At 63.4% G+C, this 21,876-nt stretch carries 19 protein-coding genes; 11 read left to right on the top strand and 8 right to left on the bottom strand.

Annotated elements, in window-relative coordinates; translation table 11 throughout:
- Positions 1-11 precede the first annotated feature (11 nt).
- Positions 12-2,612, top strand: coding sequence for a FimV/HubP-related protein (locus tag ACOY6C_RS10640; RefSeq protein ID WP_420905457.1), 2,601 nt, complete (start codon positions 12-14; stop codon positions 2,610-2,612).
- Positions 2,609-3,352, top strand: a complete 744-nt coding sequence (locus ACOY6C_RS10635) for an energy-coupling factor transporter transmembrane component T family protein (protein ID WP_420905456.1) — start codon at positions 2,609-2,611, stop codon at positions 3,350-3,352. Before ACOY6C_RS10640 ends, ACOY6C_RS10635 begins: the two co-directional genes overlap by 4 nt.
- A gap of 67 nt (positions 3,353-3,419) precedes the next feature.
- On the opposite strand, the gene ACOY6C_RS10630 is transcribed toward ACOY6C_RS10635, so the two are convergent.
- The 4 genes from ACOY6C_RS10630 to gloB form a co-directional block, all read right to left on the bottom strand.
- Positions 3,420-3,719: an STAS domain-containing protein gene (locus ACOY6C_RS10630; protein ID WP_420905455.1), complete on the bottom strand. Its 300-nt coding sequence runs from the start codon at positions 3,717-3,719 to the stop codon at positions 3,420-3,422.
- 186 nt (positions 3,720-3,905) lie between these two features.
- Positions 3,906-4,430, bottom strand: coding sequence for a chemotaxis protein CheW (locus ACOY6C_RS10625; RefSeq protein WP_420905454.1), 525 nt, complete (start codon positions 4,428-4,430; stop codon positions 3,906-3,908).
- 104 nt (positions 4,431-4,534) lie between these two features.
- Positions 4,535-6,598 carry a methyl-accepting chemotaxis protein gene (locus ACOY6C_RS10620; protein WP_420905453.1) on the bottom strand — a complete coding sequence of 688 codons (2,064 nt, stop codon included), beginning with the start codon at positions 6,596-6,598 and terminating at the stop codon, positions 4,535-4,537.
- A gap of 124 nt (positions 6,599-6,722) precedes the next feature.
- Positions 6,723-7,493 carry a hydroxyacylglutathione hydrolase gene (gene gloB, locus ACOY6C_RS10615; RefSeq protein ID WP_420905452.1) on the bottom strand — a complete coding sequence of 257 codons (771 nt, stop codon included), beginning with the start codon at positions 7,491-7,493 and terminating at the stop codon, positions 6,723-6,725.
- A 79-nt stretch (positions 7,494-7,572) separates the two neighbouring features.
- Here gloB and ACOY6C_RS10610 point away from each other — a divergent pair, with 79 nt between their 5' ends.
- The 3 genes from ACOY6C_RS10610 to ACOY6C_RS10600 all read left to right on the top strand — a co-directional run bounded on the left by ACOY6C_RS10610 (position 7,573) and on the right by ACOY6C_RS10600 (position 10,133).
- Positions 7,573-8,325: a class I SAM-dependent methyltransferase gene (locus tag ACOY6C_RS10610; RefSeq protein WP_420905451.1), complete on the top strand. Its 753-nt coding sequence runs from the start codon at positions 7,573-7,575 to the stop codon at positions 8,323-8,325.
- A gap of 108 nt (positions 8,326-8,433) precedes the next feature.
- Positions 8,434-9,345, top strand: a complete 912-nt coding sequence (xerD, locus tag ACOY6C_RS10605) for a site-specific tyrosine recombinase XerD (protein ID WP_420905450.1) — start codon at positions 8,434-8,436, stop codon at positions 9,343-9,345.
- A 35-nt stretch (positions 9,346-9,380) separates the two neighbouring features.
- Positions 9,381-10,133: a class I SAM-dependent methyltransferase gene (locus ACOY6C_RS10600; RefSeq protein WP_420905449.1), complete on the top strand. Its 753-nt coding sequence runs from the start codon at positions 9,381-9,383 to the stop codon at positions 10,131-10,133.
- A gap of 72 nt (positions 10,134-10,205) precedes the next feature.
- Here the strand turns inward: ACOY6C_RS10600 and ACOY6C_RS10595 are convergent, their stop codons facing one another.
- From ACOY6C_RS10595 to metX, 4 genes are all read right to left on the bottom strand, one after another.
- Positions 10,206-10,709, bottom strand: a complete 504-nt coding sequence (locus ACOY6C_RS10595; protein WP_420905448.1) for a DUF3124 domain-containing protein — start codon at positions 10,707-10,709, stop codon at positions 10,206-10,208.
- A complete protein-coding gene (locus ACOY6C_RS10590) occupies positions 10,697-12,685 on the bottom strand; it encodes a monovalent cation:proton antiporter family protein (protein WP_420905447.1) in 1,989 nt (662 codons plus the stop codon). Before ACOY6C_RS10590 ends, ACOY6C_RS10595 begins: the two co-directional genes overlap by 13 nt.
- A 69-nt stretch (positions 12,686-12,754) precedes the next feature.
- Positions 12,755-13,348, bottom strand: a complete 594-nt coding sequence (locus ACOY6C_RS10585) for a TetR/AcrR family transcriptional regulator (RefSeq protein ID WP_420905446.1) — start codon at positions 13,346-13,348, stop codon at positions 12,755-12,757.
- A gap of 22 nt (positions 13,349-13,370) precedes the next feature.
- Positions 13,371-14,558: a homoserine O-acetyltransferase MetX gene (gene metX / locus ACOY6C_RS10580; protein ID WP_420905445.1), complete on the bottom strand. Its 1,188-nt coding sequence runs from the start codon at positions 14,556-14,558 to the stop codon at positions 13,371-13,373.
- A 227-nt stretch (positions 14,559-14,785) separates the two neighbouring features.
- Here metX and flhA point away from each other — a divergent pair, with 227 nt between their 5' ends.
- The 6 genes from flhA to ACOY6C_RS10550 all read left to right on the top strand — a co-directional run bounded on the left by flhA (position 14,786) and on the right by ACOY6C_RS10550 (position 21,821).
- Positions 14,786-16,861 carry a flagellar biosynthesis protein FlhA gene (gene flhA, locus ACOY6C_RS10575; RefSeq protein ID WP_420905444.1) on the top strand — a complete coding sequence of 692 codons (2,076 nt, stop codon included), beginning with the start codon at positions 14,786-14,788 and terminating at the stop codon, positions 16,859-16,861.
- Positions 16,862-16,903: 42 nt separating this feature from the next.
- A complete protein-coding gene (gene flhF / locus ACOY6C_RS10570) occupies positions 16,904-18,103 on the top strand; it encodes a flagellar biosynthesis GTPase FlhF (RefSeq protein WP_420905443.1) in 1,200 nt (399 codons plus the stop codon).
- 134 nt (positions 18,104-18,237) lie between these two features.
- On the top strand, positions 18,238-19,188 hold the full coding sequence (locus tag ACOY6C_RS10565; protein WP_420905442.1) for a MinD/ParA family protein: 951 nt from the start codon (positions 18,238-18,240) through the stop codon (positions 19,186-19,188).
- A 5-nt stretch (positions 19,189-19,193) separates the two neighbouring features.
- Positions 19,194-19,988 carry a FliA/WhiG family RNA polymerase sigma factor gene (locus ACOY6C_RS10560; RefSeq protein ID WP_420905441.1) on the top strand — a complete coding sequence of 265 codons (795 nt, stop codon included), beginning with the start codon at positions 19,194-19,196 and terminating at the stop codon, positions 19,986-19,988.
- Positions 19,985-20,482, top strand: coding sequence for a hypothetical protein (locus ACOY6C_RS10555; RefSeq protein WP_420905440.1), 498 nt, complete (start codon positions 19,985-19,987; stop codon positions 20,480-20,482). Before ACOY6C_RS10560 ends, ACOY6C_RS10555 begins: the two co-directional genes overlap by 4 nt.
- A 187-nt stretch (positions 20,483-20,669) precedes the next feature.
- Positions 20,670-21,821 carry a flagellar hook-length control protein FliK gene (locus ACOY6C_RS10550; RefSeq protein WP_420905439.1) on the top strand — a complete coding sequence of 384 codons (1,152 nt, stop codon included), beginning with the start codon at positions 20,670-20,672 and terminating at the stop codon, positions 21,819-21,821.
- Positions 21,822-21,876 lie beyond the last annotated feature (55 nt).

Below are 21,876 nucleotides of genomic sequence, written 5' to 3'. Positions count from 1 at the left end.
AGGCGGTGCCCATGAGAAGGAGTGTGCGACGCTGGCTCGGGAGTGCGTGGGTCGGAATCATCGGCCTGACGTGGATCCTGTGTGGGATGGCGGATGAGGCGCTTGCCCTCACCATGACCGGACCGATGTCGGTGAAAAGCGCCTTGAACGCTCCTTTCTCCGCCGAAATCCCCTACACCCTCGAGCCGGGTGAGCCCCCGTTGCAGGTCGAGGTGTTGGTCGGAACGAACTCCGACTTCACCTCGGGGGGCGCCCGGTCCCGTTTGAACGCCCGTCTGGTGGACGAGGGCGCGGCGGGGGGCAGGATCGTCATCACCGGGACACAGCCGGAAAACGAGCCTTTTTTCACCCTGTTGTTGCGGGTTACCCAGGGGAATCTTTCCTTTGTACGCAACTATCCGGTGGCCCTCGACGCGGCGGCCTCGGGGGTCACTCCGGCCTTCCCGGTCAAGGGTGGCAAGGCCGCCGCCGGCGAACCCCTGCCCGCGCTGAGCGCCATTCCGTCGGATCAACCGACCCAGACCCCGGCCTGGCGATCCGCCTGGTTGGCCTGGAACCGCTGGATCAACGGTCTGCCTCGTGATGTCCTGGCCGGAATCGCGGGTGGTCTGGCGTTTCTGTTTCTGGTGCTGCTGCGCTGGTCGCGGCGTCGTCGGGCAGAGGCTTTTCAAACGGTGGGTGAAGGGAGCGGACGCTACGAACGTCAGGAACCGGTGGCGGTCGATGCCCCCCCGGTATTCGAGCCCGCGCCGATCGCGGCCCTGGCGGTTGCCCCCTTCCTGGTTCCTGAGGAGTCGCCTCCCGAACCGGGATTCGCGCCAGATCCGATGGGTGAGTTGCCGGCCACCGCGCCGCCCGAGGAGTCCCTGGCCGATCACGTCGTGCCACCAGCGCCCGTCTCCCTGGAAAAAACGCCGCTTCCCGAGACTCCGGCGATGCTCTCCTTGCCGGTTGTGTCGTCTCCCCCGGTGATGACCGCCGATCCCGTGGAGCCAACGAAAAGGGTGCCTGAACCCGACACCATGGAACAGGCCGAGCCATCCGTTTCCGGCTCTCCCTTCGATGCGCTGTCACCGGTTGCCGACCCTCCCTTCGATGTGTTGTCACCTGTTGCCGATCCTCCGTTCGATGTGTTGTCACCGGTTGCTGACCCTCCCTTCGGTGCGCTGTCACCTCCAGAGTTGGGTGCGGAGTCGCTGGCGGGAGGGTCTGGCCAGGACTTCGAAGCCGGGTTGGAGGCGGTGCTGGAAGAGTCGTTGTCCGAGTGGTCCGCGCCGAGCGAACCCCGGGATTTGGCGCATGGGATGGAGACGGGCGAATCCGATCTGGATCTGACCGAGCTGTTGATGGCGTTGGAGTCCGCTCCGGAGAGCCATCCGGCGCACGACATGCTGAGTGGCGTGGCGGAAGAGGAGTTCCTGTCCCTGGAAGCGGTCGAGTCCGGGTCGGGAGCGGTCGAGTCCGGGTCGGGAGCGGTCGAGTCCGGGTCGGGAGCGGTCGAGTCCAGGCCGGGAGCGGTCGAGTCCAGGCCGGGAGCGGTCGAGTCCAGGCCGGGAGCGGTCGAGTCCAGGCCGGGAGCGGTCGAGTCCAGGCCGGGAGCGGTCGAGTCCAGGCCGGGAGCGGTCGAGTCCAGGCCGGGAGCGGTCGAGTCCAGGCCGGGAGCGGTCGAGTCCGGGTCGGGAGCGGTCGAGTCCAGGCGGAGAGCGATGGCGCTGGACGCGGCGGACACGGGGGATGCCGAGGCTTTCCTGGCGTCGTTGGAGGTGACCGGTTTGGATCTGGTGCGCGAGCCGGCCTTCGAGGGGGATCCGGATTGGGGCGTTGCCGGGGATCTGGACGGGTTCGGGAGTCTGGATGCCGGGGAATGGGGGATTGATGATGGCTTGACGGCCAGCGAGGAGACGTTGCGCGCCGAACTGGATCGTGCCGCCCGCGAGTCCCTGGTCGCCTCGCCTGAGCAGACCAGACCGCTTTCAAAGGGCGAGGCCATGTCCGCCCCGTCCGAAGCGCCACGTTTCGAGGCCATGTCCGCCCCGTCCGAAGCGCCACGTTTCGAGGCCATGTCCGCCCCGTCCGAAGCGCCACGTTTCGAGGCCATGTCCGCCCCGTCCGAAGCGCCACGTTTCGAGGCCATGTCCGCCCCGTCCGAATCTCCGCGTTTCGAGGCGGTGTCATCTCCGTCCGAATCTCCGCGTTTCGAGGTCGTGTCCGCCCCGTCCGAACCTCCGCGTTTCGAGGCCGTGGACGAAGCCCCCATCCCTGAGTCCCCGATCGCATTCGTGGCCCCAGAGGTCGAGGTGGTGGCCGATGTTGCCGAAGCGACGGTGGAAAGGAAGCCGGAACCGTTGGTGGAGCGCCTCGAATCCGCGGATGTCGCCCCCGAGGCCTGGAAGATCGATCCGTCGGCCTCGGTTGCCACGGAGCGATCTCCCTTCGAGCACGGCGCGGAGGGAATCGAGATGATTCCGTTCGATTTTGAGACCGTTCAGGCCGACACGACCGCTGCCAGGCCTTCCGTCGGCGCGTTGGAGGATCACGCCCCCGCCTGGGAGTTCATCCCCTTCGAGTTGGAGGAGGGGGCGAAAAAACGGGAACTGCGGATCACCCGGTGAGCGGGCCTCGGGACGCACGGGCTTTGTTGCTGGCGTTCGGCCTGTTGTGGCCGGTGGTGTTGTCTGCGGATCTGATGTCACTGCATTGGTGGATCGCGTGTGGCATGGTCCTGGTGGTGATTCGGGCCGCGTCTCTCTCCGGGCGGGAGTTGGGACGCGGCCTTTTTCGTTTGCGCTGGCTGTTTTTCGCGCTTTTCATGACCCATGCGTTGCTCACACCGGGTGAGTTCCTTGCGCCTGGCCTGACATGGGTGACCCGCGAGGGGATGTTGGCGGGGTTCAGTCAGTCCCTGCGTTTGCTGCTGTTCGTGGCCATGGCCCTGGCGCTGGGACGGATGACCACGCCGCTGGCACTGGCTTCCGGGTTGGGTTTCTACCTCGGTTGGCTGGAGCTGTTCCGGCTGCCGGTGAGGCGTGGCTTGTCGATCCTGGCTTTTTGTCTCACCGGGTTGACGCGCTTTCAGGAACAGACGATCCGGGTTCGTCAGGAGATGCGCATGCGTCAGGGCGAGCGTGATGGATCTGGATGGATCGAGCGTCTGGAACGTCTGGCTTTTGGCGCGGCGGCGTTGTTGCGTGGCTTGCTGATCGATCTGCGGCAACGTGAAGAGGGGTTGCGGGTGTTGGGGTTTGACCGGTTGCCCGCGCTGACCTCTGGAACGACTCCCGTCATGGGGGGGCGGGCGTGGTTTTGGAGCGTGCCTCCGGCGCTTTTGTGGCTGGCATGGATTGGATTGTGATTGAACAACCAGAATGATCGTCGCAGGGGGCGTATGCCGGGGGGAATCCCCCCGGCACGACAACAGGTCACTCCAGGATGAACAACTGGGAGAAGTTGGCGACCTCCAGGATCTTTTTGACCTGTTCGTTGCAGTGGAGGAGTTTCACGCGCGTCCGGTCCCCGCCGGCGCCCTCCTCCTTGAGCAGCAACAACATCCCCAGGGCTGAACTGTCCATGTAGGAGACGCGCCGGAAATCGACGATGTAATGGGTGGCCGAGGGGCGGTCTTGATAGGTGCCACGGAAGGCGCGATGGTCACTGAAGACGAATTTGTCGTCCAACAGAATGGTGACGGTATTGCCCTCTTCATGGGTGGTGATCGGCATGGGGTATTCCTTGGAACTTTGGAACAAGGCACAAAAACGAATGATGGGTTCCTTTGGAGGGTGATCGCCTTGGAGTGGGATGAACGTTTTGAATATAATTTTGATTATAGCAAAAACGGTCGTTTCCGGACTCCATCAAGGAAATGCAGGCTCCATTACTGTTAATAATCCCTTTGGAGAGGACAATCAAGCGGCATTTTCGACTTGGGGCGATTTTGTCCCGCTCTTGCTTCCGGCATCCTGCAACACGGACAGTTCCTCGTGGGAGAAGAGCCGGTCGGTATCGAGCAGAATCACGAACTGCTGTCCTTGTTTGCCCATGCCACGCACGAAATCCGAACGCAGCCCCGTGCCGATGCGCGGCGCGGGTTCGATTTGATTCGGATCGAGTTCCATCACCTCTTTCACCGAATCGACCATGGCGCCGATCACCGTGGTTTCGTCTTCCTGGATCACGTCGATGATGATGATGCAGGTGTTGACGGTTTTCTCGCTGTGCGGCATGGCGAATTTGGCGCGCAGATCCACCACCGGCACCACACTGCCACGCAGATTGATCACCCCGCACATAAAATCCGGGGTGCGCGGGATTTTGGTGACGTCGCTGTACTCCAGAACCTCCTTGATTTTGGAGATGTCGATGGCGAACACCTCCTGTTCGAGGTGAAAGGTCAGAAATTGCGTCACCGTGGTCAATCCGGCAATGGGCATGAGCTGTACTCCTTTTTTTTCAGGGACGGGATCCCGCTCTTGCGCGGGATGGGGAACTCCGAGGAGCCAGGATACATGGGGGCTCCTCGGAGACGTACCGTTGATCAGAAGGTTTCGAACTCGTCATCCGAAGGGCGACCCGCTCCCATGTCGAGATTGACCCCACCACCCCTGGCCGATTTCGCGGCAGGCGCGGGCAGGGCCTTGGGGGCATGTTTGGCGGTCGGCGCCGGCAGTCTGGCCGGAGTGCCCGCCTTGGCGCGGGCTGGGGCGGACTTGGCGCGCGGGGCGACCGTGGTTCCGTGGTTGCCGATCTTGAAGAAGGAGATCGAGCTGTTCATGATGTCCGCCTGGGCGCTCAACTCCTCGGCGGTGGCGGCCATCTCCTCGGAGGCGCCGGCATTCTGCTGGATCACCTGATCCAACTGCTGGATCGCCTGGTTGATCTGAGTGGCCCCCTGATTCTGCTCCTGACTGCCGGCGGCGATCTCCTGGATCAGTTCGGCGGTCTTCTGGATGTCCGGAACCAGTTTGTTGATGATCCCGCCGGCCCGCTCCGCCACCTCGACGCTGGAGGAGGAGAGATGGCTGATCTCGCCGGCGGCGGTCTGGCTGCGTTCCGCCAGCTTGCGCACCTCGGCGGCCACCACCGCGAAGCCCTTGCCGTGCTCGCCGGCCCGGGCCGCCTCGATGGCGGCGTTCAGGGCCAGAAGGTTGGTCTGACGGGCGATCTCTTCGATGATGCCGATCTTGGCCGCGATCTCCTTCATGGCGGTCACCGCCTCGCCGACCGCCTGTCCGCCCTCTTCGGCATCCTTGGAGGCCTTCTGGGCAATGGTCTGGGTGGTGCTGGCGTTGTCGCTGTTCTGTTGGATGTTGGAGGTCATCTCCTCCATGGCCGAGGAGGTCTCCTCGATGGAGGCGGCCTGTTCGGTGGCCCCCTGGGAGAGGTTTTGCGCGGCATTGGAGATTTCGTTGCTGCCCGCCGACACCTGACTGGCGGCGGCGGAGACCTCGCCGATCACCTCGCGGAGTTTGGCGGCCATCTCCTTCAAGGCCGTGGCCAACTGGCCCACTTCGTCCTTTTGTTCCAGATCGATGGTGGCGGTGAGATCCCCCCCGGCGATCTCACGGGCGAACACCACACCCTTGGTGAGCGCGGAGACGATGATCCGGGTGAGCAGGAAGGCGATGATCAGCCCGATCAGCACCGCGCCGATGCTGGCCAGGGTGACCATGGTGGAGGAGGATTGGACCTGGGCCGTGGCCTTGGCTTTTTGTCCATCGACCACATGATCGACCTTCTCTTCGGCCTTGCGACGGGCCTGGATCAACTCCTGTTCGGCCTTGTTCTGGGCGGTGATCGCCTCGACCATGGTGGTTATCTCTTTTTGGTACTGCTCGACGCCGGCGACGACCTTCTTGGCCTGCTCGATGTTGGCGGGCTGCTTGAAGCTTGCCAGCAACTCCTTGGCATTTTTCAAGGCGCCGTCAGAGCCGGCGCGGTTGCGCTGGATCTGTTTTTCATCCTGGCCACTGGTGAGAAAGATCTCCTTCTCGCCGATGCGGGCATCCTTGAAGTCGATCAGGAGTTGCCCGGCCTTGGCCGCTTTGCCCGCGCGATCCTCGATGGCCGCCGATCGCTTGGCTTGGGCATCCTTGTCCGCCGGGTTCTCCAGAGGCTGGGCGAGCAGTTCGTGCAGTTTTTTCGTCTGGTCTTCCTGCATCTTGGTCGCTTCCACGCGCACCGTGTTGTCGGCGATGTCGCGGATGCGCGCCAGACTTTCGTTGCGGGTTCTTTCCAGGGCGACATACTGGGCGAAAGCCTTGCCATACCCCTCGGCCAGGTTGATCACCTCATCCATGGCGGATTTGTCTTCCGCGGCATTGAACTTCTGGTCCCGGTCGATGATCGCCTGTTTTTTCAGCGCGTCGAGGGCTTTCTGGTTATCCTCCACCAGTTTGAAATCCTTGCGGATGATGAAGTTTTTCTCCGCGATGGCCGCCTTGGCGATCTGATCAAGAATGATGGCCATGTCGTTGCTTTTGTCGATGCGGTCCGCCAGTCCCATCAAGCCGCTGTAGCCGCTCATGGCGACAAAGGCGGTCAAGAGCAGCACCAGCCCAAAGCCGGCACCGAGTTTGATGCCCAATTTTAAATCTTTCATGATTGATATTCTCCTGACGGTTCGCCATTTTTTATTGTGAGGGGGGGTCACAAATTCCCTTGATACATCTTATCGATGATTTCGTCAACTTGCCAGCTTTCTGTTCAGCGTGAATTGATCAAGATCAATATAGGTTGCGGCGTTCGCGCAGGGTGGCAAAGGCCGAGACCGGATCCAGACCCGCCAGACCGATCCGCGCCAAAAATGCCGGGTTGTCGGCATTCAGGAAGGGGTTGAGTCGTTTTTCCAGTTGGAGCGGATGGGGGAGCGTGAAACCACCGTCATCGAGGATGGTCATGAACCGGTGATGCAGTTCGGCCAGTTCCGGATTGTCCGGGTCCAGGGAGCGGGTGAAGTCGAGATTGGCCAGGGTGTATTCGTGGCCGGCGAACAGCCGGGTATCGTCGGGCAAGGCACGCAGTTTGCTTAGAGAAGACCACATCTGTGCGGGCGTTCCCTCGAAAAGACGTCCGCAGCCGAAACCGAACAGGGTATCGCCACAAAAGAGCCCATCGCCGATCCGGTAGGCCAGGTGACCCAGGGTGTGACCGGGGAGTTCGATCACCTCGGCCATGAGGGTGCGGTTCAAGGCCACGCGGTCACCCTCGCGGACGGTCAGATCGAGCGATGGCAGTCGCTGGGCATCGGTCTCGGCGCCGATGACGAAGGGGCCATACTGCGTGCGCAAGGGTTCGACCCCGCCGATGTGATCGCCGTGGTGATGGGTGATGAGAATGTGCGAAAGGGTGGCCTGGCGTTCGGTAAGAAAAGCCGCGACCGGGCCAAACTCGCCGGGATCGACGACCGCATAGGCATCCGTGGCGGTCGGGATCATCCAGACGAGATTGTCGCGACCGACGAGTACGGGTTCAACGTTCAGGGAGGGCTGGGACATGGGGGTGACTCCTTGGATGGTCGGATGGGGTGGAACCGGTTGGCGCCGCCCGATCCTCATGACGGTTTAGGTGTGGCGCGTGGATGCGATCCGGTTGCAGAGTTGGTACAACACCCCGCTGGGCGAGAGCTCCGCGCGCCTGATCGCCGATTCGATGGGACGCTGGCTGGGGGGCAGACCGGCGGAGCGGACCCTTGGATTCGGCTTTCCCCATCCCTATCTCAAGGCATTGACCCCGCATCTGGGCGCGATCCTCGGGGCCTCGCCCGCTGAAATGGGGGTGGCGCGCTGGCCCAAGGATGGGGGCAACCGCATCGCCCAGGTGCGACCCGATGCCCTGCCGTTTCCGGACGAATCCTTCGATCGCATCATCATGACCCATCTGTTGGAAGGTGTGCAATCCCCGCGCGCCACCTTGCGTGAAACCTGGCGCGTTCTGGTGCCTGGCGGTCGGGTGCTGGTGCTGGTGCCCAACCGGGGCGGCCTGTGGGCCAGACGCGACATGACGCCGTTCGGCTGGGGTCGCCCGTTCTCTCCGAGTCAGTTGCGGGTCACCCTGGAAGAGTCGCTGTTTCTCTCCCGACAATCCTGCTATGCCCTGTTCATGCCCCCCTTTCAGGGAAAAAGCTGGCTGGGCGGGGCGCAGGCCTGGGAAAAGGCCGGCGCGCGCTGGTTTGCCCCACTCGGGGGGGTGATCCTGTGTGAAGCCGAAAAAGTGGTTTATGCCGTGCCGGTGATCGATGCGGGGAACCGCCTGGTCAAGCGACCGCGCCGTATCCCGGTCCCGATCGGCAACAATCGTGTATGCGAGAGAAAAGAAACCGGTTTATGAATGGTTCGCTGTTCCTCTGCGATGCCTCGGGGTGGGATATCGAGAACCGGTTTATTAAAAACCCTCCCTCCATCTTGATCGTGCCCCACTGTTCATGGAAACCGGTTTATGATCGATCTCGAACGCATTCAAGCCTTCCTCGATGAACTGCTGGTGGAACGCGGCCTGGCCGATCACACCATCACCGCCTACCGCAACGATCTGGAGGCATTCGCAGCCTTTTTGCAGGCGCATGGCGGCGACCTGTCCACCGCCAGCCGCGAGGATCTCTCCGCGTGGCTGGCCGATCTGGCCCAACGCGGCCTGATGGCCAGCTCCGTGGCGCGCAAACTCTCCGCCGTGCGCCGTCTGTTCCGGCATCTGCTGGAGCGCGGGGTGCGCGGCGACGATCCGTCCCGACTCTTGTCCGCACCCAAGAAACGACGCACCCTCCCCAAGGTGCTCGACGAGTCCGAGGTCGAAGCGCTGATCGCCGCGCCGGATCGGGCCACGCCGCTGGGTCTGCGCGATGCCGCCATGCTCGAAATCCTCTATGCCACCGGCATGCGCGTGTCCGAACTGGTCTCGATCGGTTTTGGCGATCTGAATGCCGAGGCGGGATTCTTCCGGGTGGTCGGCAAGGGGGACAAGGAGCGTCTGGTGCTGGTCCACGCGCCTGCCCTGGAGCTGCTCGATCGCTACGTGCGCCAGGTCCGCCCGCTGCTGATGGCGGGGAGCCCGCCCACCGACGCCCTTTTCGTCACCGCGCGCGGCGAGGCGATGACACGCCAGAACTTCTGGTACCTGATTCGCCGTCACGCGGCCATGGCCGGGATCCTCAAGACCATCTCCCCGCATGGTCTGCGTCACTCCTTCGCCACCCATCTGGTCAAACATGGCGCGGATCTGCGCGGGGTGCAGATGCTCCTCGGCCATGCCCAGGTCACCACCACCGAAATCTATACCCATGTGGCCAACGATCGCCTGCGCCAGGTGCATGCCCGCTATCATCCCAGGTCGGGTCGCGTGCAAGAGTCGTGAATGACCCTGGACGCATCGATTGTGAAGGGAGTCAAATGACGATCAACGGCTTCAAGGATCACTTCTCCACCGTCTCCGATCACTACGCGCGCAGCCGTCCCACCTACCCCCCCGAGCTGTTCGCCTGGCTGGCCGGACAGTGCCGGGAACGCGACCTGGCCTGGGATTGCGGCGCCGGCAGCGGACAGGCCTCGGCGGCTCTGGCCGACTTTTTCACCAAGGTGGTGGCCACCGATGCCAGTGCCGCGCAGATCGCCCAGGCCCAACCCCATCCGCGCATCGACTATCGCCAGGCCAGGGCCGAGGCGAGCGGTCTGGAGCGCGCCTCGGTGGATCTGGTCACCGTGGCCCAGGCGCTCCACTGGTTCGATCCGGAGCCGTTTCATGCCGAGGTGCGGCGGGTTCTGAAACCGGGCGGGGTGGTTGCGGCCTGGTGTTACGGGGTGTTGCGGGTCGAGGGCGAGGCGGTGAACGACATGGCCTGGGATTTCTATGCCAACCAGGTCGGTCCCCACTGGCCCCCCGAACGGCGTCTGGTGGAAAATGGCTATCGCGATCTGTCTTTTCCGTTTCAGGGCATCGAACCGCCGGCGTTCGCCATCACGGTGGCGTGGAATCTGGAGCAGTTGTTGGGCTATTTTGCCAGTTGGTCGGCCACGGCGCGCTATCGGCAGGTGCATGGCGTCGATCCGGTGGAGCGGTTGCTCCCTGGTCTCCGGGCCGTCTGGGGCGACCCGGAGCGGTCGCGGCGCGTGACCTGGCCGATCTCGTTGCGGGTCGGAAGGTAAGCGTGCCCGCGTGCGGGCGCGGGGCGTGGTGGTCGTGATCCGGTTTCTCCGCCATCCGCACGGACCGGCTGTTCACTCGTGCGGATGGATCGCCTGGCCCCGGCTGATGAATGCCTTGGCCTGGGTTCCCCAGTGATAGACCTGCACGGTCTCGGCGATCGGCTGGTTGATGGGCCGTTCCGACCGCCAGGTCACCACGAAATTGGCGCCCGTTCCCCCCTCCCGATCCTGATGCTCGACAAAATAGGCCACGGTTCCCATGGGACCGAGCGTGCGCGGTTCCTGGAGATACTCTCGCAACAGCTTGCCCGCGGTATCGTAATATTTCACCGAGGTGAGGGTCAGACTGTACTTTGGATCGGTGTTGCGCATGCTCAACATCACGGAAAGGAGGATCTCCGAGGGCCTGCCCCGGTCGTTGAGATTGCCGTGCCACACCGAGGAGTAGGTTGGCACGTAAAGCGTCTGACCCGCCGAGAGGGGGGGTGGATCGTCGGCGCGGAGCAGGCTCGTCGGTGCGGCGAACGAGAGGGTCAAGAGCAGCGCGAAGGTGCGAACGGGTTTCAGATTGGGCATGGGATCGCCTCCGGGATCGCCTGGGATTGGCATGCGTGGTGAAAGGAAACGCGCGCTTCGCGGGTGCCGATCATGGCCACCAGATCGCCCGCCTCGAAGCGGAATCCGGCACCTGGATTGTCGTGGATCTCGCCGTTCCGCAGAACGCACAACACCGATGCCCCGGTACGGGTACGCACCTCGGAGCCTTCCAGGGTGCTCCCCTCGAGCGTGGATCCCTCCTGAATCGCCACCCACTCCAGATCGAACAACCTTTCGGCTTCGCGCAGGCGGTTGAGGGTTTGAAAGGTGTTGCCGTTCTCCCCCAGGGCGGCGTAGCTTTCGTGGCGCACCTGCTGGGTCAGATGGTGGATCGCCGTGGCTGGCAGTTCCAGAAGGGTCAAGGCGTGTCGGGCCATCACCAGCCCGGCCTCCAGGTGCGGCCAGACCACCTCGGTCACCTCCGCCTCGCGCAGCGCCTCGATGTGGTCGATGCCGGTGGCCCGGGTCATCAACGGCAGATCGGGGCGTGACGCGCGGATGTGTGCGATTACCGCCAGACTGGCGACCGGATCCGGTAGGGTCACCAGCGCCAGCCGCGCCTGGTCGATCCGGACGGCGTGGAGCACCACGTCGCTGGAAGCGTCCCCATAGATCACCGGCGATCCCTGGTTGTGCAGCTTCTCCAGTCGGCCCAACTCCATCTCCACCACCACATGCGGGATCGCGGCGCGGCGCAGCACCGTGGCGATCTGTGTGCCGACCCGTCCGGCTCCGATCACCACGACGTGTCCGTTCAGGCTCTCCTTGGGTGGGGCGAAGTTATGCGTCGGCTGAGGAGCCCGGTCGCGCACCCGGGCATAGAGCGGGGTGGTCAGTCCCGAGATGAGGGGCGTGACGAGCATGGTGACGATGGCCACAGTCAGAAACAGGGTGTGGGTATTGGCGTCGAATGCACCCTCGGCGTGACCGATGCGCGCCAGAATGAAGGCGAATTCGCCGATCTGGAAGAGTCCCAGCCCCACGGCCCAGGGTACGACGTTGCCGTAGCCGAACAGGCGCGTCACGATAAAGAAGATCGTTCCCTTGCCCAGACTGACCAAAAGGACAAGGCCGAGCACCAGGCCGAGGTGGTTGAACAGATAGCCAGGATCGAGCATCATGCCGACCGAGACGAAGAACAGCATGGCGAACAGATCGCGTACCGGGGTGATGTCGTTCAAGGCCTGGTGGCCGAAGTGGGAGCCGGCCAGCACCATGCCGGCGACAAAGGCGCCGAGGGCAAAGGAGAGTCCCACCAGATAGGTGGCGTAGCCCACCCCGAGCCCCACGGCCAGAAGCGACAGCACGAACAGTTCGCGGGAGTTCCAGCGGGCGACGTGGCGCATCATCCACGGCAGCAGACGATTGCCCAGCAGCAGCATCACGACCAGAAAGGCGATCGCCTTGAGCGCGGCCCAACCCAGAACCGAGATTCCCATGTCCGGGTTGTCGAGTTCCGGCAGGATGATCATCATCGGGACCACGGCCAGATCCTGGACGATCAGCATGCCGATCATCACGCGGCTCGACAGGGTGCCCATGTAGCCCTGATTCATGAGGGTTTTGAGAATCACCATGGTGCTCGACAGGGAGATCATCGCCCCGAACCACAACGAGACGGTGGTGGTGAATCCCAGCCATCGTCCCACGCCGAATCCGAGCGCCAGGCATGCGACCAGTTGAATGGGGGTGCCGATCAGCGCCACGCGGCGCACCGGCTGGAGTTCCTTGAAGGAGAACTCCAGGCCCAGGGCGAAGAGCAGCAGGGCCACGCCGATCTCGGCCAGAAGTTCGATGTCGTGGATCTGGGTGACGGTGATGCCGCCGGTGTGCGGACCCACGAGCAATCCGGCCAGGATGTAGCCGAGAATCAGCGGTTGGCGCAGCAGGTTGGCGATGCCGCCGCCGAGCAGGGCAGCCAGAACGATGATGATGAGGTCGGTCGCGATACCCATGGTTTCAGGATCTTCAATTGGCAGGAGTGAGGCACGGGAACCCGAGGTCCATGCGGTGGATGGTCTGCATCACGGCGGCGGGGAGGTGCTGGAGCACGTGGCCATGAGAATCCGCGCGGCCATCTCGCCCATGCGTCGGATTACCGCAGGATCGTTTTCCGCCTTGGCCAGCAGGATCGCCCCTTCGAGCAGGGAGAGGATCGCCTCGGCCATGATCGTGCTCTCCTCGCGCGGGGCGATGACCTTTTCGATGTGGTGGATGGTCTCGCGCAGGACGCGGGTCAGATAGAGCCGGAAGGTTTCGTCCTCGTTGCTCATCTCGAGGGTCAGGTTGCCGAGTGGACACCCTCTGACCGCGCCGGTTTCGGTGAGGAACAGTTCCTGGATTTCTGCCGCCCGGTCGAAGAGTCGCGCGATCCGTCCCTCCGGGGGGAGATCCGGAGCCAGGGCCTCGGCGAGCAGGCGGCTGGATTCGTCGTGCAACCGTTCCAGAACCGCCAGTCCCAGGGCGCTCTTGGAGGCGAAGAAGTGGTAGAAACTTCCTTTGCGCACCCCGGCGCGCGTGCAGATCTCCTGGACCCCGGCGCGCGCGTAGCCGCCGGCATGCAGAAGTTCCATGCCGCTCTGGATCAGACGTTCCTTGGCGTCGCTGGTGCGTCCCACGGTTCGGGTCTCCTCCGGATGATCAGGGGTCGCTTTGGGTCGGATGGCGGGTTTCCATGTGCATCCGTTTCAAGAATGAGGTCAGGGACTCCATGTAGAGCGGATCATCGAGCAGGAAGGCGTCATGGCCGTGGATGGAGCGGAACTGCTCGAAGGTGACGTTTTTCTGATGCCAGTTGAGCATCTTGACCAGCTCTTTGGAACGGGAGGTGTCGAAACGCCAGTCGGTGTCGAAGCTGATCACCAGCATGCGCGCCGCCACCTTGTGGAGTTGTTTGGCCGTGGTTTCCGGATCCGGGAAGGGATCGAAATAGTCCATGGCCTTGGTGATGTAGAGGTAGGTGTTGGCATCGAACTTGTTGACGAACGAGGAGCCCTGATAGTGGAGGTAGCTTTCCACCGCGAAGTCGCGTTCGAAACCGAAGGAGAGTTCGCGCCGATCCTGAAGCTGGCGACCGAATTTTTCGTGCAGCCCTTTTTCGGAGAGATAGGTGATGTGGGCCACCATGCGTGCCAGGGCCAGGCCGTTGACCGGTCGCGGGACGTTTTCGCCGTAGTAGTCGCCGCCGTTGAAGTTGGGATCGACCATGATCGCCTGGCGCGCCACGGCGTTGAAGGCGATGTTCTGGGCCGAGAGGCGGGGCGTGGAGGCGATGATGACGCAGGCGCGCAGGGCGTTGGGGTAGTCCAGGGCCCACTGGAGGGCGATCATCCCCCCCATGGAGCCGCCGGCCACGGCCAGCAGGCGCGGAATGCCGAGATGATCGATCAGCCCTTTTTGCAACCGGGCCATGTCGGCGATGGTGATCATCGGAAAGCGCAGACCGAAGGGTTTGCCGGTGGTCGGATCGAGGCTCGACGGGCCGGTGGTGCCGTCGCAGCCGCCGAGGTTGTTGGAGCAGATCACGAAGAACCGTTCGGTGTCGAAGGGTTTGCCGGGTCCGATGAAGTTGTCCCACCATCCGGGTTTGCGATCGTCGGCGTGATGGCGACCGGCGGCGTGGGCGGTACCGGAGAGGGCATGGCAGATGAGAATGGCGTTGCTCTTGTCGGCGTTCAGGGTGCCGTAGGTTTCGAAGGCGACCCGTACCGGCGCGAGCGTGGCCCCGCAATCCAGGCGCAGGGTGGAGCGACCATCGGAGAACAGCTCCACATACCGGGTCTGGACGATCCCGACCGAGCCGGGAGGCGATGATTCGGCGGTGTTCATCGGATTCCTTGGACCATGCGCAAGGGTGCGGTGGATGGGCGATGTTTGACGCGAGGCCGCGTCGGGCTTCCTGATCCGACATTGTAAGGTCATGGCGCGCGCGAAGGGAAGGGGGATGCGCGCGAAAAGGGTTTCGAATCCTGGGCATGATATTTGCTTGATATCTGACAGGGATTCTCCGGGCCGGATCCGGACGCTCGTCGTGGACTTGTGGGAGCCAGAAAAGCATGACACAATTCTTGAAACGATTCAAAGGACTGAACGATATCGTCATGGCCATCGGCATCATCATGGTGCTGGCCATCATGATCATTCCGATTCCATCCTGGCTGTTGGATGTCTTCTTGTCTGTCAACATCTCCCTGGCCATCGTCATCCTTCTGACGACCGTCTATGTGCATCGACCGCTGGATTTTTCCTCCTTTCCCAGCGTGTTGCTCATCACCACCATGTTCCGGCTGTCGCTCAACATCGCCACCACCCGTCTGATCCTCCTGCACGGCGCCGAGGGCGAGGGGGCCGCCGGCGAGGTGATCCGCTCCTTTGGCCAGTTCGTGGTCGGGGGCAATCCGGTGGTGGGTACGATCATCTTCGCGATCCTGGTGATCATCAACTTCGTGGTCATCACCAAGGGTGCCGGGCGCATCGCCGAGGTGGCTGCCCGCTTCACCCTGGACAAGATGCCCGGTAAACAGATGGCCATCGACGCGGATCTGAACTCCGGTCTGATCTCCGAGTCCGAGGCCAAGACCCGGCGGCGCGAGATCGAACAGGAGTCGGAATTCTTCGGAGCCATGGACGGTGCCTCGAAGTTCGTGCGCGGGGATGCCGTGGCCGGCATCATCATCGTTTTCATCAACATCATCGGCGGTTTCATCATCGGTGTCGGCCAGCACAACCTTTCCGCCGCCGATTCGGCCAACATCTACACCATCCTCACCGTCGGCGACGGTCTGGTGGCGCAGATTCCGGCCCTGGTGATCTCCACCGCCGCCGGTTTCCTGGTCACCCGCGCCTCTTCGGACGAAAACCTCGGCGATCAGGTCGGCGGTCAGATCACCGCCCAACCGCGGGTGATCCTGCTTAGCGCCGCAGTGCTCGGCCTGTTCGCCATTTTGCCCGGCATGCCCACCGTGCCGTTCTCGCTGCTGGCGATCCTGATGGGCGGTTGGGCCTACCTGCTCTTCAAGCGCCTGGAGAAGGCGGAACTGGTCCAGGCCCGCACCGAGACCATCCGCGCCCAGAGCGAAGCCCTGACCGAAGAGCCGATCGAGAATTTCCTGGCCCTGGACCTGTTGCGCCTGGATGTGGGGTATGGCCTGATCTCGTTGGTGGATGAGAGCCAGCAGGGAACGTTGTTGGAGAAGATCCGTTCCATTCGCAAGCAGTTCGCCTCGGACATGGGTTTCGTGGTGCCGCCGATCCACATCAAGGACAACCTGCAATTCCGTCCCGGCGAATACGCCTTCATGATTCGCGGGGTGGAGGTGGGACGCGGAGAGCTCAAGCCGTCGCAATACCTGGCCATGGAGGGCGGCGCGGTCTCGGGACGGATCGACGGCACCCCGACCGTGGAGCCGGCTTTCGGACTGCCGGCGTTGTGGATCTCCGGCAACGACCGGGAGCGCGCCGAGATGATGGGCTACACGGTAGTCGATCCCTCGACGGTTCTGGCCACCCACATTACCGAACTGGTGCATACCCATGCCCACGAGATGCTCAACCGCCAGGAGGTTCAGAACCTGCTCGACCTGACCGCCAAGGGACAACCCAAGCTGGTCGAGGAGTTGATCCCGCACATCATCACCCTGGGAACGCTGCAAAAGGTGTTGCAAGGGCTGCTGCGTGAGCGGGTGTCGATTCGCGACATGAGCACCATTCTGGAGACCATCTCCGACTATGCCCGGGTCGTCAAGCAGCCGTCGCAACTGGTGGAACTCTCCCGTCAGGCCCTGGCCCGTTCGCTGGTGACCCGCTATCTGGACGAGGAGGGACGTCTTTCGGCGTTGATCCTGGGCGCGGACGCGGAGAATCTCGTCAACGAGGCGATCGTCGATGGCGAGTACGGCTCTTATCTCTCCCTGGCGCCCAGGGCCGCCGGGTTGCTGATGGTGCGCATCCGCGAGTCGGTGGATCGCATCGCCGCCCATGTGCAGCAGCCGGTGATCATCACCGGAGCACGGGCGCGACCGTTCTTCAAGCAGGCGGCGGAGGCGACTTTGCCACACCTGGCGGTGCTGTCGCAAAACGAAATCCCCACGAATATCCCGGTCCATTCTCTGGGCACGGTGACGCTTTCGTGATGGCATGATGGATAGAAAACCGTTCAAGGATCCGACCGTATCATGAACATTTCCAAATTTCAGGCGCGCGACATGCGCGAGGCGCTCCAGATCGTCAAGGATCAACTTGGCGCCGACGCGGTGATTCTCTCCACCCGCAGCATCCGGGAGAAGGGACCGGGTGGTTTGGCTCTGGGCAAGACGATGATCGAGGTGACCGCCTGCCCGAGTCCGGCGGCCCAGTCCGCGGCGGGGGGAGGCGCGGCGCGCGCCGAGGCGGGACGCTTCTCGGCGGTGGTGGATGATCCGATCGACATGGACAGGGATGATCCCCCACCGGTCCGTCCGATGGCCCGGTCTGCGGAGCGGTCCACCTCTCGGATTGCGCCAGCGGCCCCGACGGCGCGCGGACGCGATGCCGACATGCCGATGCCCACGCCGATCGTGCCGACCCTGGGGGATCTTCCTCCGGAGTTTCCGATTGTGGGCGATGCCTCGGGACTCGACATGATGGGCAAGCGTCACTACGGTACCATGCTGATGCATGGCGTGGAGGAGCCGATCGCCCGCAAGATCGCCATGATGGATCAGACCGGCAAGGAGCGCGGCCTGGATGTGGCCTTTGCCCGGACCTTGAAATTCCGCGATCCCCTCGATGGCAAGTCGCGGGTGATTGTGCTGGTGGGTCCGACCGGGGTCGGCAAGACCACCACGCTCGCCAAACTGGCGGCGGATCTGATTCTGAACCGTCAGCGTTCGGTGGGCATGATCACCCTGGACACCTTCCGTGTTGGCGCGGTGGCGCAGCTGGAGACCTATGCCAAGCTGTTGCAGGTGCGTCTGGTGGTGGCGCGCACCCTGTCGGAGGTGAAGGCCGGGCTGCATTCGCTCAACCGCTGCGATTTCGTGCTGGTCGATACCGTGGGATCGAGCCCCTACAACCGTCGTCAGGTCAACTCCACCGCCGGGCTGCTGCCGATCATGGGGGATGACCGCGAGGTGATCCTGACCATGGCCGCCAACGTGCGCGAAACCGAACAACAGGCGATTTTCCGACGCTTTTCGGTGTTGAAACCGACCGGATTGATCTTCACCAAGCTCGACGAGACCGTCACCTACGGCGGCATCCTCAACGTGGCTGTGCGCGCCGGTCTGCCTCTGACCATGTATACCGATGGCCAGCGGGTGCCGGAGAATCTCGGTTGGATGTCGCCCAAGACCATGGCGCGCTGGTTTCTGGAGGAGCGCGATCTGGAACAGTGATCGGGTGAAAAGACCTGCTTCACGCTTGGAATGCGAATTGCTAGGGTTTGTAGAGTTGTGAAAAAAAATTCACCCTTTTTCCGTGCTGAACCGTCGGGTCCCGACCAACGGGATGGCGGTGTGGCGGGGGAGTCATGATCAAGGATCTGGACAATCAAGTCGCGACGTTGAAAGAGTTGGCCGAGCGCCGCAAGGCGGCTGGGATGGTCAAGGGCGCGCTTTCCGCGCCGCCGGTGAACGAGGAGCTGTCGCAACGCAAGGTGCCTCACACCATGGCCATCACCAGCGGCAAGGGTGGCGTCGGCAAGACCCTGATCACGGTCAACCTCGCCATCCAGTACGCCCGCCAGGGACTCAAGGTGCTCCTGATCGACGCGGATCTCGGCCTGGCCAACATCGACGTGGTGTTGGGCATCGAGGCGCCGCAATTCACCATCCAGGATGTGCTTGAGGATCGCCTGACCCTGGACCAGGTGGCGATCCAGGGACCGGAGGGAATCACCATCCTGCCGGCGGCCTCGGGCGTGGCCGGACTCTCCGCGCTCACCGAGGAGCAGAAGCTCTCCCTGATGGATCATATCGACCGCTGGAACGCCGATTTCGATGTGGTGCTGGTGGATACCGGCGCCGGCATCTCCGAGAACGTCCGCTTTTTCGTGCTGGCCGTGGAGCGGATCATGGTGATCGCCACTCCGGATCCGACCAGCGTCACCGACGCCTATGCCCTGATGAAGGTGCTGTTTCTGAACCATCGCGCCTCCCATTTCGACCTGGTGGTCAACCAGGCGCGGGACGAGGCCGAGGCCAAGGATGTCTTTCGCACCCTGGCGCAGGTGGCGGACAAGTTCTTGAATGTGGTGCTCAATTTTGTGGGTTCGGTCCCCGAGGACGCGCTTTTGGCCCAGTCGGTTCGGGTGCAGAAACCGGTCTCCATCACCCATCCGGAGGCTCCGGTTTCCAAGTCGTTCCAGAAGATCGCCACCAGCCTGATGCGTCTGTGGCGCGAGAAACGTCACGAGGAGGGCCGGATGATCTTCTTCTGGCGGCGTCTGCTCGACGATACGCTCATGCATTCGGAGTCGTAGGGGCCATGGTGGCGGCGGTTACCCAGAAGCGGGCAGAGAGCCCCAAGGATCCGGCGGACAACGATCAGGGCGCGACCTGGGAGGGGCTGAGTCGTGACGAGGTGATCCTCAAGTACGCGCCGATCGTCAAGTACGTGGCCAGCCGCATCTCGATGAAGCTCCCTCAATCGGTGGACATCGACGATCTGGTCCAGGTGGGGATTCTGGGACTCATCGACGCGGTGTCCAAGTTCGATCCGCATCGGGGCATCAAGTTCCAGACCTATGCCGAATTCCGGGTGCGCGGCGCGATTCTCGATGAGCTGCGCTCCATGGACTGGGTGCCGCGCGCGGTGCGTCAGACCGCCGCCCATATCCAGGAGACCTATCTGCTGCTCGAAGGGCAGATGGGCAAGTCGGTCGAGGATCAGGAGGTGGCCGCCCATCTCGGCCTGACCCTGGACGAGTTCTATCGCAATCTCGACGCGGTGCGCGGCATCGCCATTCTCTCCTTCGACGACTTGCGCCCCTCCCTGGACGAGGAGGAGTGGGACGTGCTGGAGATGCTCGCGGATCCGGAGATCATCGATCCGGTGGAGAGCATCGGTCTGCAACAGCTGCGTCTGGCCCTCTCCGAGGCGATCTCCTCCCTGCCGGACAAGGAACGACTGGTCGTGACGCTGTACTATTTCGAAGAGTTGACCATGAGTGAAATCGGGGAGGTGCTCGGACTCACCGAGTCGCGCATCTCCCAACTGCACAGCAAGGCCGCCATGCGCATGCGGGCGCGGATGAAACGGGTATTGGGGCGAATCTCGTGAACATTTGGAATCTTCTCGTTGTCGTCTGTTTCCTGGTCCTTTATTTGGCCGTTTTCATGGTGTTCCAGCAGGTGCAGAAGCTGCGCGAGGAGACCAGGGCCACCACGCCCGCCGAGCCGGATGTGGAGCCGTTCGATTCCGCCGAGTGCATCAATGCCATGCATCGCGAGATCGCCGCTCTGGAGGCGCGTCTCGGCGAGGCGATCCGGACCATTCCCGAGCAGTTGAAAAAGGATCTCCAGGGGATCCAGGCCGATCTGCACTACATGTCCCGTCCCAATCCGGGCAACATGGGGATGGGCATGCCCATGGGGCATTCCGTCAAGATGGCCGACTCCGGTCAGCCTGCGAGCATGTCCGATGCCTATCGCGAGGCCCGTCTGCTGCTCTCCAACGGCGTGGACGAGGATCGGGTGGTCACCGAGACCGGTCTGGCGGTCGAGGAGGTGAGTCTGCTCAAGCGTCTCCATCGCAACCAGGATGAGCGCGATTAACGTGCATGATGGGGGGAGAACCCCCTCACCCCCCTTGCCATGGACCTCCCTTCGGGAGTTCCACGGCAAGGGGTAACCCGCGTTGTTCGTCAGTTTCGGGGTCAGGGGGGTCTGATTCGACCCGCGACCCCGGCTTTCGGACTCACCTTTCTGACCAACTCCCCCTTGTCCCACCCTCCGGTCCGCGATGATTCTCTCCTTCATCCCGCCATCCCCCGGCGAAAGCGGTCCTGTCTCCTCCACCCCGTTCTCCGCGCCCGACATTCCGAAACTCTTCGAAGGCCAGATGCTGGTCGGTCGCGTCGCGAACGTGGGCGTGGATGGCCAGGGGGTGATCCGGTTTCCCAACGGTTCCGGCATCGCGTTTTCTGGTGGCCGCGCCCTGCAACCCGGTGAACAGGTGACCCTGGAGGTGACCCGCCTGACTCCGGAGGTGAGCGTGCGGCTGGTGGCGAGCGAATCGGGTGGGGCGGTGCAACTTGTCCAGACCGCCGAACAGAGCCTGGCGCGCGGGCCGGAGGTGCTGGGACGGCTGATGGTGCTTTCGGGTCTGGCCCGTGGCGCCACCGGTGCGGCGGGAGAGTCGGCGTTGCTGGCGGGCGGACGCTCCGGGGTGCTGGTGGCGGGTCGCGAAACCCTGGCCGGGGTGTTGCAACGGGCCCTGCCGAATGTGGGACTGGGCGATCTGATGAAAGGGGATCTCGCCGGGCTGACGCGGGTGCTCGAGGCCGGCAGTCGCCAGGAGGTGGCGGACGCGGTGCGGCTGGTGCGTCAGGCCGCCGAACATCTGCATCACGAGCCGACCCGGACCGCCAGCAACGCCACCCCGGCCACCCGCGAGGAGGTGACCGCCGAGGTGGCCGGCGCGCGTCACGCCTTGCAGCGGCTCGGGGATCTGCTGGCGTTGCAGCACATCCTACCCCAGGCGGCGGCCTCACCGGAGGAGGGGGCCTATCTGTTGGGCTATCGTCTGTTCTGGATGAACGATGGCGGACTGGGCGAGGCGGTGTGGCGCCGCGAACGCGACCGGCGCCGGAAGGATGGGAAATCCGGGGACGGGTCGTTGCTCTCCGTGCTGCTGTCGTTGAACATGACCCGCATGGGGATGGTGCAGGCCCGGCTCGAGCATGGGGCGGGGATGGTGCGGGTGGCGATCTCGGCCCAGGAGGATGCCTCGCTGGTGGCGCTGCGCGGTGGGGTGGGGGAGTTGCGCGGCGCTTTGCTGGAAGCTGGCGTGCCGCTCCACTCCCTGGATCTGGCCATGCTCGGCGCGGGCGGCATGCGGGCCGAGCGGGCCCAGTTTCTTGGCCTGGGAAGCGGCTTTCATACCGAGGCGTGAGGATGGTTCCGTCGTTTCGTGAATGATTGAGTCTGAGGATGGATTCGGTTTCATG

The organism is Candidatus Magnetaquiglobus chichijimensis (assembly GCF_045865675.1).
Taxonomy (GTDB): Bacteria; Pseudomonadota; Magnetococcia; order Magnetococcales; family Magnetaquicoccaceae; genus Magnetaquiglobus; species Magnetaquiglobus chichijimensis.
Note: the sequence above shows the minus strand (reverse complement) of the source record. Positions and strands in the feature narration are given on the sequence as shown.